Annotated in this window: 12 protein-coding genes and 2 pseudogenes; 6 read left to right on the top strand and 8 right to left on the bottom strand. The window is 46.3% G+C overall.

The window, feature by feature from the left end; translation table 11 throughout:
* Positions 1-106 precede the first annotated feature (106 nt).
* Positions 107-1216 carry a hypothetical protein gene (locus tag ACFK9X_RS12595; protein ID WP_151117938.1) on the bottom strand — a complete coding sequence of 370 codons (1110 nt, stop codon included), beginning with the start codon at positions 1214-1216 and terminating at the stop codon, positions 107-109.
* Between the two features lie 389 nt (positions 1217-1605).
* Positions 1606-2463 (bottom strand): GyrI-like domain-containing protein, encoded by an 858-nt coding sequence (locus ACFK9X_RS12590; RefSeq protein WP_010989022.1) that lies wholly within the window; start codon positions 2461-2463, stop codon positions 1606-1608.
* A gap of 292 nt (positions 2464-2755) precedes the next feature.
* On the opposite strand from ACFK9X_RS12590, the gene zirU reads away from it, so the two are divergent.
* The 4 genes and pseudogenes from zirU to ACFK9X_RS12570 all read left to right on the top strand — a co-directional run bounded on the left by zirU (position 2756) and on the right by ACFK9X_RS12570 (position 6266).
* Positions 2756-3601, top strand: a complete 846-nt coding sequence (gene zirU, locus ACFK9X_RS12585; RefSeq protein WP_058805650.1) for a two-partner-like secretion system exoprotein ZirU — start codon at positions 2756-2758, stop codon at positions 3599-3601.
* 74 nt (positions 3602-3675) lie between these two features.
* Positions 3676-5301 (top strand): annotated as a pseudogene (zirT, locus tag ACFK9X_RS12580) (two-partner secretion translocator ZirT); the annotation flags it as partial.
* Positions 5302-5610 (top strand): annotated as a pseudogene (gene zirS / locus ACFK9X_RS12575) (two-partner-like secretion system exoprotein ZirS); the annotation flags it as partial.
* 98 nt (positions 5611-5708) lie between these two features.
* Positions 5709-6266, top strand: a complete 558-nt coding sequence (locus tag ACFK9X_RS12570; protein ID WP_080162764.1) for a redoxin family protein — start codon at positions 5709-5711, stop codon at positions 6264-6266.
* 105 nt (positions 6267-6371) lie between these two features.
* Here the strand turns inward: ACFK9X_RS12570 and ACFK9X_RS12565 are convergent, their stop codons facing one another.
* Positions 6372-6710 carry an antibiotic biosynthesis monooxygenase gene (locus ACFK9X_RS12565; RefSeq protein ID WP_000051812.1) on the bottom strand — a complete coding sequence of 113 codons (339 nt, stop codon included), beginning with the start codon at positions 6708-6710 and terminating at the stop codon, positions 6372-6374.
* A 27-nt stretch (positions 6711-6737) separates the two neighbouring features.
* On the bottom strand, positions 6738-7424 hold the full coding sequence (locus ACFK9X_RS12560; protein WP_000097255.1) for a B3/4 domain-containing protein: 687 nt from the start codon (positions 7422-7424) through the stop codon (positions 6738-6740).
* A gap of 43 nt (positions 7425-7467) precedes the next feature.
* On the opposite strand from ACFK9X_RS12560, the gene ACFK9X_RS12555 reads away from it, so the two are divergent.
* Entirely contained in the window at positions 7468-8070 is a 603-nt protein-coding gene (locus ACFK9X_RS12555; protein ID WP_000163366.1) for a helix-turn-helix domain-containing protein, read from the top strand.
* A gap of 81 nt (positions 8071-8151) precedes the next feature.
* Here ACFK9X_RS12555 and ACFK9X_RS12550 read toward each other — a convergent pair whose 3' ends face one another.
* A complete protein-coding gene (locus ACFK9X_RS12550; protein ID WP_000493667.1) occupies positions 8152-9183 on the bottom strand; it encodes a mechanosensitive ion channel family protein in 1032 nt (343 codons plus the stop codon).
* A gap of 238 nt (positions 9184-9421) precedes the next feature.
* Here ACFK9X_RS12550 and ACFK9X_RS12545 point away from each other — a divergent pair, with 238 nt between their 5' ends.
* The gene (locus tag ACFK9X_RS12545; RefSeq protein ID WP_000605645.1) at positions 9422-9676 is read left to right on the top strand and encodes a DUF2534 family protein; all 255 of its coding nucleotides are present in this window, start codon (positions 9422-9424) and stop codon (positions 9674-9676) included.
* 54 nt (positions 9677-9730) lie between these two features.
* Here the strand turns inward: ACFK9X_RS12545 and uspE are convergent, their stop codons facing one another.
* The 3 genes from uspE to ogt all read right to left on the bottom strand — a co-directional run bounded on the left by uspE (position 9731) and on the right by ogt (position 12292).
* Positions 9731-10678 carry a universal stress protein UspE gene (uspE, locus tag ACFK9X_RS12540; protein ID WP_151116617.1) on the bottom strand — a complete coding sequence of 316 codons (948 nt, stop codon included), beginning with the start codon at positions 10676-10678 and terminating at the stop codon, positions 9731-9733.
* Positions 10679-10828: 150 nt separating this feature from the next.
* Positions 10829-11581, bottom strand: a complete 753-nt coding sequence (gene fnr / locus ACFK9X_RS12535) for a fumarate/nitrate reduction transcriptional regulator Fnr (RefSeq protein ID WP_000611914.1) — start codon at positions 11579-11581, stop codon at positions 10829-10831.
* A 195-nt stretch (positions 11582-11776) separates the two neighbouring features.
* On the bottom strand, positions 11777-12292 hold the full coding sequence (ogt, locus tag ACFK9X_RS12530) for a methylated-DNA--[protein]-cysteine S-methyltransferase (protein WP_000945036.1): 516 nt from the start codon (positions 12290-12292) through the stop codon (positions 11777-11779).
* Positions 12293-12311 lie beyond the last annotated feature (19 nt).

Raw genomic sequence — 12311 nt, 5'->3', positions numbered from 1 at the left:
TATGTCGTCAGTTATTTGGTTGTTCCCTGTATAGTGAAGATAAACAGTACTCATGGCTAACGGTCTGTTTTGGATTGCTAACTATCCCGGATTCTGCGCGTTTTATTTAGTCACAACCATGGTTAAGAATATTTTGGGTCAGACTTACACGCCGGGTATTAAGATAATCCGTCGCATAGAGAGCTTGATCGGCATCATTCGGTTCAAGAAGAAACGGCGTGACTTTGGGTATGAGATCAGCAAACAGGTTATATTGATCCACAGAGGCAAAATGCCGGGTAGCGCTGGCCCAGGGCATTCGCATCAGCTCTGCGTAAGAAGGGGATAGTTGAACAGGTAAATCAAATTCTTTCAGATTAGCAAGCATCTCCTTATTCATATAAAATGTGACTCTGTTTCGCGAAAAGGTGTTAAGCACTGCCTTCAGTCGTTTAACTTTTGCTTCTTTACTCATGCTATTATCAAAAAAACGTGGTGAAAGCATAATAGCAATCGATGCATTTGATGAAATAACATTATGTAGTGGTTTCAGGGCTACAACAATCTGATCGTTTGTGAAGATACGCTGCGTACCAGAGGAAGTAGTATAGTTTCCACCCAGCCAGATCACATAATCTGTTGTTTTGAGGGGAAGCGCTTTTTCCGGTATATTACCCCTGTCAGGTGCCACTGTTTCAATTGCTAGTGAGTCTTGTCCCCAGACATTATTTACTTTAGAACTCAAAAAATTATATTTTGAAATATTCCTTAGTTTTAGTAGAGTTATCTGCGAGCGGGTAAAAAAGAGATTGAATCTCACTTTGTTCTGCAATTGCCGAAGTAATCTGAGCGTGTTCTGATCGATCAGATGACTATACAGACCAACCGTTTTTCCGGAAAGTATTGCTGAGGCATTGTTCGCAAGAAGCATCTCTTTTATAGCTCCTTGCCCAATAATCAGTACGCAACGGTATTTTTCTGGTCTGATTTTATCTATGGGGATATCGGTAAGATTGACCAGGTCAGGAGTGCCATGCCGCCAATTATCATGAATGACTGTGGCTCCGGAGGCGTCTCCTCCGGCTCCCCTGGTGATAATAAGAGGAGGGTAGGTACTGGCATGTGCGATATACGAAAAACAAGCTACCATTGCTAGCGCTGTGTTTCTGATGGTTGTATACATATCGTCTGCCCTGATTTCGAAAATATGAATAATGTCTCCTCTTATAATGTACATCAAAAAGAGAGCATTTTAATTAAACGTTATCTCAACGAGATAAAAGGTTAGCACGGGAAAGTATAGAGAGAATGTAATCATACCAACATTATAGATGTGGGAGCATGAAGGCCCCGCAAGCCGCCCGGCCAGCATACTCCCATTAATAGTTAAAGTATGGACTTTGCTTTTACCGTAAACTGTAGCCAATATTACCTGATCACTACACCGTACAGTACTGTCAGAAATCTGTCCCCGGTGTCGCATGTACGCAATTTATTTTTTCAATTCTTTCAAAACGTTAACTATATTAATAGCCACTTATTTTACCAGAATCAATACTGAGAGTTTTATTACCGTACTGAAAAGAGAAGACTCTTCAGATGAAATGCGTGGATGGTACGAAGTCATTACAGTACAGGGATGTAATAATAAAGATCGACAATGGATTCATTATTCTGTTGCTTTTGGACGGATGCCAAATGGAAGTATTCAATATCTTCTCCTTCTCTCCTGATAAGATTCAGTTTTGGTAATATACACATATATATTGTATTGGAAAATTGTTGATATTGTTCCTTATGACCAACGAAATGGAATTTTGCATATTTACCACATTTTATTACCCTCGACATGGGTATTTTGCCTCCATCGACGGAATTATGTTCCATACCAAAAAAACTGCTTACAGCGATGACCTGGTCTTTGGTATTATCCGGCTTAAAAGACGAGAGACAATAAACATTTTCGCCCCACGTTCTGAGCGTCTCATGAATGATTTTCCATTTTATAGGCGACGCTTTTTTAGGAAGGTCATTTGTTGCGATCTGATGAGATGTTTGAAATCCGAAAATTTCTTTTGACGTAAGCTGACAAATTTCGAACTGATAATGCTCATCACAGTCAAGCCAGTAGGGAGGCCGTAGGTTTCTGAGATCCCAGAAATCAGCCTTGCGATAGTTATTGGGATTGACGCCAAATGTTTTTTTGAACTCTCGACTATAGGACTGCACTGAATCAAACCCCATTCTGAACGCGATATCTGTGACCGACTGAGAGGTCAGCTTTAGCAGAGTGGCGCTTCTGCTCAACTTGCGTTGTCTGATATATTTTCCGATAGAGACGCCACACTTTTCTTTAAAAAAATCCTGCAAACTCCTTCGCGAATAACCTGTTATAACAACCAGCTTTTCAATATCAATCCTCTCTTCAAGATTTTTTTCTATTTGCTCTAATACTGAGATTATTATGGCTTTTTTCATCATCATTCCTCTTTATTGAAGCCGAAAATATAAACATTTAAGGTGTTTGACATACTGTGTAATTAAACTGGTGGGTGGTTGTTAGCTTTTCTGGCAAAACAAGAAGATTTAAATTGCTTGACGTTTCTGAATAAACTTTACACTTGAAGATCGGCTTTTGCCAGTAAAGCTAAGTAATTAGCATGGCGAAGGGCATAATTTTACAGGCGGTTAAAATGATTGAATAACCCTGAATTTTTAGCCCGTGAGATTATAAATCTCGTAATTATTTCTAATGATTTAATAAAAGGGAATTGTTTTGTACTTCAAAAGATCTTTATTAACGTTAGCGATTTGTGCATCCGTGGTCTCAGTAGAGGCGGTGGCGAATACCAGAGCCAATGATATGGCTTCTTCTGCTACACCTGCTTCTGTTGGTCACCGTCCTGTGGTAACCAAGGATACAAAAAAAATAGAAGTGTCTGGGGAACTGACCACCGGTTCAACTCTCCAGATAGCGGATGTTTTTATTGGTGATGAGGATGGGGATCCCTTATCGCTGGATAAAATGAATAATGCCGACGATATTAAATGGTATCTGGTGGATAATGAGGCCGCCGATCCTTCTGGAACCCCGGCGGCAACCGGGACGGTTTTTACCATTCCTGCTGATGCAGGCGGTAAAAAAATTAAAATCGTTTACCGGATTAAGACGGCAACGGGGACGCCGGATAGTGCATTCTTGCCTGCCACTGTCTTATTAACTTCTGCATCTTCTGGGGTGGGCGGCGACTCCGCCGCAGACGGTACGATTTCTAATAAGCTACGTTCTGTCACTATCAAAGTCGTGAACGAAAACAACAAGCCAACTCCAGAACTCAACGGTACCAATGACGCCAACACTCCAGTGGTAGGCGGCACCCTTGAAGCGGTACTGGAATGTGCCGCCACAGCGGCGGCTGAGTGTGAGGTCAGTAATTATAACTTTACCTGGCAGATGGCGGATGCCGGGACACCAGATAAGTTCACCGATCTGAATAATACCAACGCTGAAAAGCATAAATATATTATTAAGGGAACTGAGCAGAATAAACTGTTCCGTGTCCACGTTACGCCTAAAACGACGAAAGCCACGCCGGAGAATAAACGCGCTATCCGTCGCTGATGGTTATCGCCAAATAAACATCTTATTTAAATACTCCCTCTGCCAGGCAGGGGGATATAGCAGGAGACAATAAAGTGGTTTTTTCTAAAAAACCCATTACTAAATATATAACCTGGGCCATTGTTACCAGTCAGATTCCACTGCCGGTCATCGCTGATAGCGATAATGAAATTCAGTCATGGATTGCAGGGACGGCATCGTCTATTTCTCCGCATCTGCAGGAGGGGACGCTGGAGGATTATGCCAAAGGAAAAATAAAGGCATTACCAGGGCAAGCCGCTAATCATCTGGTGAACGAGGGGATGAAGAACGCTTTTCCGGAGATTATTTTCCGTGGTGGCGTCAATCTTGAAGATGGCGCGAAATATCGCTCATCAGAGTTCGATATGTTTATTCCCGTCCAGGAAACAACATCGTCTTTACTCTTTGGCCAGCTTGGCTTTCGCGACCACGACAGCAGCAGTTACGATGGCCGCATCTATGCTAACGTTGGTGTGGGTTACCGCCAGGAGGTCAATGGATGGCTGCTCGGCGTCAATACGTTTCTGGATGCCGACATCCGTTATTCCCACTTGCGTGGCGGCATGGGCGGGGAAGTCTATAAAGACAGTCTGGCCTTTTCCGGCAACTATTATTTCCCTCTCACCGGCTGGAAAACGTCAGCAGTTCATGAATTACATGATGAGCGTCCGGCATATGGCTTTGATCTGCGAACAAAAGGCACGCTTCCCGATTTTCCCTGGTTCAGTGGCGAGCTGACATATGAACAGTATTACGGAGATAAAGTTGATCTATTGGGTAACGGTACATTAAGCCGGAATCCCCGCGCCGCAGGTGCGGCTCTGGTCTGGAATCCTGTCCCCTTGCTTGAGGTCAGAGCAGGATATCGGGACGCCGGTAACGGCGGATCGCAGGCAGAGGGCGGTCTGAGAGTCAACTATTCCTTCGGTACGCCGTTACATGAACAGCTTGATTACCGCAACGTTGGGGCGCCGTCGAATACGACTAACCGGCATGCCTTTGTCGATCGTAATTACGATATCGTCATGGCGTATCGGGAGCAGGCCAGTAAAATCCGCATTACGGCAATGCCGGTGTCAGGCCTGTCCGGGACGCTGGTGACATTAATGGCGACGGTAGATAGCCGTTACCCGATTGAGAAAGTTGAGTGGTCGGGTGATGCGGAGCTTCTCGCCGGACTTCAGCTTCAGGGGAGTTTGGGCAGCGGCCTTATCCTTCCTCAACTTCCGCTGACGGCGACCGACGGTCAGGAGTATAGCCTTTATTTAACGGTGACTGACAGCCGGGGTACTCGCGTGACCTCCGAGCGTATCCCGGTAAGGGTGACACAGGATGAGACCAGTTTCCGTTCATGGATAAATGTTATCAATGACGATGTTCAGGTTGAGGACGGCAACTTTGTTATCAGTACGCCGCTTCCTGCCGGAGAAGAGGGGAAGGTTATTGAGTGGCACTACGTGCGCGAGCGTTCTGAAGAGGAGTGGACGTCGCTCAAACCACGTCATATTAAGTATCAATCAGATATGCCGGGTCTGGCATTTAAAGCGCTCGGTGGTACAGAGCGTGACGGCCATTGGGTTGAACGGGTTCTGGTGACCCATATCGGCGATGATGCCCGTTCGCTCAAATTACATATTGAAGCAAGCGGACCAGACGATAAACATCCGGTGAAGGGTACCACGCCAAGCCCAGATTTAACAGTTATGAGTATAGATAAGTCTGTATTATCGCCGGGTGAAAGTGCCACCATCACAACTATTGTTAAGGATATCGACGGGAATCCTGTAAATGAAGTTCACATTAATAAGACTGTAGCGCGTGAAAATTTAAAAGGCTTATGGGATTATGGCCCTCTTAAGAAAGAAAATGTTCCAGGTAAATATACACAAGTTATAACCTATCGTGGGCATAGTAATGAACGTATTGACATATCTTTTAAATATGCAATGAGTTTCACGAAAGAAATTTCCATCAGAGGAAGACTATAAAACTATATTAATTATTATGACTAATATAATTCTTTTTATCACCATCATCTTATTATGGATGTTCACCTGGTTTTTTAGCGGATTGCTAAATAATTATTATGGCTAAAATAATACAAACGTTAAAAGGAGAAGTTTTTATGACACCAACAACAACACAGGATTATATCTCATTGGGTCAGGAACACGCTGTCACCTTTGGCAAAACGCAGCTGACCCTCAAACCTGGTATACTGGCTGAAGGGGAACCATTACCCTGCACAAAGGGGCTGGTGAGCCATAATTTATTACCGGGTTACTGTATCCCGGGGATAAAAAAGCGGATTATTGTCGTCCCGTCACTGGATACGCCGGTTTGTGAATGGCAGGTAAAAGACTATAGTAACCGCCTTAAATCAGCGGGTAGCCACTCAAACCGGGCGGTATATGTGCTGAGTATGGATACGCCATTTGCTCAGGCCCGTTTTATTCGGGAACATGATATTCATCCCGGCATAACCTTTGTTTCTGACTACGCTTGCCGCCAGTTTTTGGATAATTCCGGGCTGAAAATTAATGAGCTCAGTATTTTTGCCAGAGCGTTGATAGAGTGCGATGAAAACAATGTGGTTACGCGTGTTAGTGTACCACGAGATATCACTCATCTTCCTGTTTACTAATCACTTATATCAGCACCGCCCCTGCACAGAGAACCGAATAACCGGCAATGCAGGGGCGCAGGCATTCTCTTGTGTGCCTCCACATTTAATATATATGCTATTGCATCACGCATAAGGAACTGAAAATGATGCCAGCGGATGGGGCAGGTTAACGTTATGGCACCCCTGAATTTCTGCAATAATCGTCTGGTAACCGGAAAGCCACTTATGACTTTGTGATTTGGCCTGCTGGTGCTGTAAATTATTTATCAATAGCTCCATTGATTCGCGGGTCTGCCAGTAATAATTATTAACCATTCTGCCGCTGGCGGCATCGGTATAGCTTTCCATCCCAATATAGCCATCAATAGACTGCGTATAGCGCTCAATCCAGCCATCCAGTTGATAAAACTCTTCGTCGTACTCTTTTTTTTCGAAAATAAAACTTGTCAGAAACAGCGACATGGTATTTCTCCTGTTACGCAATATCAATCAAACACCCATCAACGTGGATTCAAAACGTAAACCTGGCATCATTTTTTCAAGGCCGTCAGTCAGCATGTTTCCTGCCGCGTACAATTCATCAACCGGCATTTCCGGCAAGCTTTCAAGGATAAACCACATCGCTTTATCTGAAGCGCTTAGTCGGGTACGTACTCCCTGACGCCAGTTCCAGCGCCGACAGGTGACGCCTCTGTCATCGCGCCAGATAACTTCGCCCGGTTCTGGCGACTCGGTGACGGGTTGTCCTTCTTTCAGGGTATCAAATGTTTCACTTCCGTCTGCGAAAACCAGCCGCGGCGATCCACAATAAGCCGCGCTATTTTCGCCGCCTACCGGTACGGCATAGCGCAGGCTCACGGCGTTATAAAGATCAACGACCGGGTCCAGCGCCGCCATTGTTCCATCCTTCAACACGCGTTTTCGTAGCGCTTCAGCCGAGCAGGGGGTGCGCTTCGGTTTTGCGCCGAATGCTTTAAACACCGCATTCCAGGCGTCTATATGCGCCTGTGCCCACGTCGGTTGGCCGTTAATTACGGCCTGACAGGCCTCTTTTAGCGCGATTTCTCCGACCTGCGCATCGCGAATCGGAGCGGCAATAACATTAATACTTAATGCACGAAAGCCGGGAGCGATACGGGCCAGTTCCGGGCTGATTGACGGTAACATAGAAGACATCGCATAATCCTGTAATGACTATTTTCTTCTATGATATCGACCAATGACCAAAAAAGTCAACTTATCGACCACGGCGGGCGCCGACGTCAGCACAATAAATGAAGCTGTTTCCCAACGTATCAAACAATTTCGTAGTCAAAAAAAGATGTCGCTGGATGAGCTTGCGCGGCGTTCCGGCGTCAGTAAAGGAATGCTGGTGGAAATTGAAGGCTGTAAAGCCAATCCAAGCATTGCGCTGTTATGTAAGATCGCGGCGGCAATGGGAGTGTCCGTGGCGGATTTTGTCAACGTCGCCAGCGAGCCGATGGTTCATCTTATCGACCGGGATGCTATTCCGGTGTTGTGGCGCGGCGAGAAAGGCGGCAGTGCAAAACTAATGGCGGGAACCAGCGGGCCGGATATGCTGGAACTCTGGCAATGGATAATGCATCCTGGTGAACAGTTTGAGTCGGCAGGGCATCCGGCAGACACCTGTGAATTACTGTTTGTTAATCAGGGAACACTGACATTAACAGTCGACGGTAGACGCTTTATTATTCGGGAGGGCTGCTCCGCTGTAGCCAGAACCGACATGCCTCATGCCTACGTTAACGACACTAATGAGGTGCTTGAATTTACCATGACGGTGAATGAAAAGAGCCGTTGATCACCGTAAGGCGCTAACAACCCGCCATCCGGACAGGGAAGCCTCGGTGCCCGATAAGCATTTTCGGGCACCGGCTATCTTTTATTTTATCGCAGGCGCGGCCTCCGGATTATCGATATAGAGCGTCTGGCTTGGGAAGGCGAAGTCAGCGCCGTTTTCCTGGACAATCGCAATAATTTTCAGGTAAACATCCTGCTGTACGGCAAGCCATTCCTGCCATACTGTTGTTTTGGTAAAGCAATACACCATAATATTCAGCGAAGAGTCGGCGAATTCATTAAAATAGACCAACAGCGTCTGTTTCTGATCGATATCTCTGTGCGCCTGCAACATGTTTCTGATAGCGTCAACAATGAGGCCAATTTTGTCGGCATCTTCGTAACGTAACCCAATAACCGTTTTTATTCGACGGTTGGTCATCCGTCCCGGATTCTCAACGCTAATGGATGAAAAGACGGAATTAGGCACGTACAACGGGCGGTGGTCGAATGTGTTAATTCGCGTAATTCGCCAGCCGATTTCGGCGACCGTACCTTCGATATTTCTGTCAGGAGAACGAATCCAGTCTCCGATACTGAAGGGGCGATCGAAATAGAGCATAATACCGGAGAAAAAATTGCTCAGGACATCTTTGCCCGCCATACCAACAGCGATACCGCCGATACCGCCAAAGGTCAGCAGACCGGACAGACTCATGCCAAAATGTTCGCCATACAGTAAGACAATCGCGACAATAATGGTTATTTTTATGACCCGTGCCAGAATACGGGTACTGGTGACATCTCTACCTTTATTGACCTGTGCTTTTTCAAATTGGTTAATAATCAGGAAAAGTTTTATCGTCAGAATAAGCGCAATGAGCGAGGTGCAGATAAAATCAATGACCCCGGAAGAGATAAAACGCAAATTATAATCTTCAATAGCATTATTCAGGATGCTCCCGATGGTCCCAATAATAATTGCATAAATAAAAAACTGTGCCGCATGGAACGTGAATCCTTTCTTCCACTGTACGTTACGGCTGAGCCAAAATCTCACGACCAGCAACGCCATACCGCAACTGAAAAGTATCGCCAGATTAAATGCGTTTTTGAGAAAAAATTCAGTGAACATTATTGTTTTCCGCTCCTTCCTACGATAACAGCTCAGAATGACCTGATTAACAGGTATTTTACCCAGGATAAACGCGTAGATCATCGATAAGTAAAAAGAAGAAATAGTGCTATCAGCTTTAATCTCAGCGGTTTACTTTTTATGTAAATACAATGTCACGTTTTATAGGGCAGACATCGCGTGATTGTCATGGTATTGTTGCTATCAGGTAACAAAGTCATCTGTAAAGGACAATACTATGATCATGATGAAGCTGAAATCGGCGAAGGGGAAAAAATTTCTGTTATGCCTGCTGGCAGTGTTTATCGTTGCGGCATCGGTGGTAACGCGCGCGACTATCGGCGGTGTGATTGAGCAGTATCATATTCCACTGTCCGAGTGGACAAGCTCTATGTATGCCATTCAGTCGGCAATGATTTTCGTTTACAGTCTGGTGTTCACTATTCTGCTGGCGATTCCTTTGGGGATCTATTTCCTCGGCGGAGATGAGTAACAGGAATGAGGTATTGGCCGGATGGCAGCGCCATCCGGCAGGACGGAAGAGGGATTAATCGTCCTCGTCGTCCAGTTCAACCGGTGTTTGATACTCATCAGGCTTAATGACTAACAGGTCGCAGCGCAGATGGTCAATGACCTGTTCGGCCGTGTTCCCCAGAAACGCGGCCGAGAGTCCGGTACGTCCAACGGTGCCAAGCACAACGATCCCCGCTTGGAGATGTTCGGCAAGATCCGGGATAACTTCTTCAGGCAAGCCTTTTTCTACATGCGTAACTTTTTCATCGATGCTGAATTTCTGGCGCAGCGCTTTCATCGCCAGTAAATGCTGGCCTCTGATGGCGTCGTTATACACGCTGGGATCAAATTCCGGCAGCTCAATGGCGATATTGATTGGCGTAACGGGGTAGGCGCCGACCAGGTGCACTTCGGTATGATTAACCTGCTCCGCCAATTGTAAGGTCTCTTTTACCAGCTTTTCGTTGAGAGCATTGTGATAGGGCTCTTCGCTTGCCAGGTTCACGGCGACCAGGGCTTTGCCGCCCTCTGGCCACGGCTGATCTTTGACCATCCACACGGGGCTTGGGCATTTACGCAGCAAATGCCAGTCGGTAGGGGTAAAAATGACCGCTTCCAGTCGATCGTGCTGATGCGCCATTTTCAACACCAGATCGTGACTGCCGGTGATAACCTCCTGGATGATGGCCTCAAAGGGACGATTGTGCCAGACCACTTTAATTTCAATGGGGACACCGGCTTCAAGATAATATTTCGCCTGCTCACGTATCCAGGCTGTGAGTTGACTTATTACGCCCTGACGCATTGCGGTGCGTTCGTCAGGAGAAAGCAGGGTGGTCATCTCATACGAGAAATCGTAAATAGGCAGGAAAGCTTTAATTTTGCCGCCAATCCGTTGATGCAAATAAACTGCTCGCCGTAATGCGGGTTGGTCGTCCTGATTGGGATCGATGACCACCAGCATATTTTGATACATAGCCATACAGGGTCTCCTTACAACTGTCATCGCAGTTTGTAACTAAAGAGTAACTCAAATATGGTGAATGAAACAGAGGAAGCGCTTCTGCCAGATCAATAAATGAGAAAAATTTAACGATATGGCAGAAGATAACATCAATGGTTTAGCTGACGTTTAAGCGACGTTGCGGGTATGACCGGCGAGGGCCGCCAGCGCATCGCTGTTTTCAATAGTAATATACTTACCTTTCACCGCCAGCATACCGCTTTTCTGGAAACGCCCCAGCAGACGGCTAATGGTTTCGACCGTTAAGCCCAGATAGTTGCCGATATCGCCACGGGTCATCGTCAGGCGGAATTCACGCGGTGAGAAACCACGCTGCGCAAAGCGGCGGGACAGGTTGTAAATAAACGCAGCCAGACGTTCTTCGGCGTTTTTCTTCGACAATAACAGGATCATATCCTGATCGCCTTTAATTTCACCGCTCATTAGACGCATCATTTGCTGACGCAGGTTAGGCATTTTGCCGGACAGGTCATCCAGTGTCTCAAAGGGTATTTCACATACCATTGAGGTTTCCAGCGCCTGTGCAAAGCTCGGATGATGACCGCTGCCAATGGCGTCAAAACCCACCAGGTCGCCTGCTAAATGGAATCCAGTAATCTGCTCATCGCCTTGCTCGGTAATGGTGTAGCTCTTAATCGTTCCGGAGCGGATAGCATAGAGCGATTTCAATTCATCACCTGCTTTAAACAGAGTTTGCCCTTTCTGAATGGGCTTTTTGCGCTCGATGATATTATCAAGCTGATCAAGCTCATGCTCGTTAAGTGTGAACGGGATGCAAAGCTGGCTGATACTGCAATCCTGGCAATGGATAGCACAACCGCCAGACTGAATGCGCCGTATAATTCGCTTTTCCGGGATCATAGGTCTGCTCAAGCCGTAATTGATATTTGTCAATTTTAACATCTTTTTGGTGAGCGCGTAAGTCTGAGCTATCCCGGAGAAGGAATAATTCAAGTATAAGTTTGATGAATACTTTTATCTATTTGAAAATACGTAATTTATTTGTTGTTGCTTTACATAAAAGTGTGACCGATAAGGCACTTTTTGCCTGTATATTCATAATAAAAGATAGCCTTCATGGCGTAATAGCCACTCTTTTCGCTGCACGCCACCGGCGTATCCGGTCAGAGTGCCGTTACGCCCAATGACGCGATGGCAGGGAACAACAATACTGATGGGGTTAGCGCCATTCGCAGCACCGACTGCGCGTGCGGCGCCCGGTCGTCCCAGTTGCGCCGCCAGCTGACCATAGTGCATCACCTGCCCGCAGGGGATAGCACGCAACGCCTGCCATACTTCCCGTTGAAAAGGCGTGCCCCCCGTGGCGGTTTCCAGGGTATCAATTACGGCGAGATTGCCTGCAAAATAATCTGCAAGCTTATCGCTGAGTCCACCGGGGTTAGTCGCGGAAACGCGTTCATAGCCTTCGTGACGGTAGTGGATATTTAGCAGTTGCTCCATACGATCGCGGTACTGTTCCCACTCAATGGCCCGCAGTCGAAACTGCTCATCGCAAACTACCCATAACGGACCTAATGGCGTGGCTATCTTCTCTTCAAGTAATCTCAGCATCCGTTCTCTCACATCGTCT

It is taken from the genome of Salmonella sp. WC3, from assembly GCF_042932255.1.
Classification (GTDB): domain Bacteria; phylum Pseudomonadota; class Gammaproteobacteria; order Enterobacterales; family Enterobacteriaceae; genus Salmonella; species Salmonella enterica.
Note: the sequence above shows the minus strand (reverse complement) of the source record. Positions and strands in the feature narration are given on the sequence as shown.

What these genes read in the sequence shown, in the direction of transcription:
- fnr (WP_000611914.1), bottom strand. Translation starts at nt 11,581, where the DNA reads ATGATCCCGGAAAAGCGAATTATACGGCGCATTCAGTCTGGCGGTTGT.
- ACFK9X_RS12570 (WP_080162764.1), top strand. Translation starts at nt 5,709, where the DNA reads ATGGCTAAAATAATACAAACGTTAAAAGGAGAAGTTTTTATGACACCA.
- ACFK9X_RS12590 (WP_010989022.1), bottom strand. Translation starts at nt 2,463, where the DNA reads ATGATGATGAAAAAAGCCATAATAATCTCAGTATTAGAGCAAATAGAA.
- ogt (WP_000945036.1), bottom strand. Translation starts at nt 12,292, where the DNA reads ATGCTGAGATTACTTGAAGAGAAGATAGCCACGCCATTAGGTCCGTTA.
- ACFK9X_RS12560 (WP_000097255.1), bottom strand. Translation starts at nt 7,424, where the DNA reads ATGTCTTCTATGTTACCGTCAATCAGCCCGGAACTGGCCCGTATCGCT.
- ACFK9X_RS12565 (WP_000051812.1), bottom strand. Translation starts at nt 6,710, where the DNA reads ATGTCGCTGTTTCTGACAAGTTTTATTTTCGAAAAAAAAGAGTACGAC.
- ACFK9X_RS12545 (WP_000605645.1), top strand. Translation starts at nt 9,422, where the DNA reads ATGATCATGATGAAGCTGAAATCGGCGAAGGGGAAAAAATTTCTGTTA.
- ACFK9X_RS12550 (WP_000493667.1), bottom strand. Translation starts at nt 9,183, where the DNA reads ATGTTCACTGAATTTTTTCTCAAAAACGCATTTAATCTGGCGATACTT.
- ACFK9X_RS12555 (WP_000163366.1), top strand. Translation starts at nt 7,468, where the DNA reads ATGACCAAAAAAGTCAACTTATCGACCACGGCGGGCGCCGACGTCAGC.
- uspE (WP_151116617.1), bottom strand. Translation starts at nt 10,678, where the DNA reads ATGGCTATGTATCAAAATATGCTGGTGGTCATCGATCCCAATCAGGAC.
- ACFK9X_RS12595 (WP_151117938.1), bottom strand. Translation starts at nt 1,216, where the DNA reads ATGTACATTATAAGAGGAGACATTATTCATATTTTCGAAATCAGGGCA.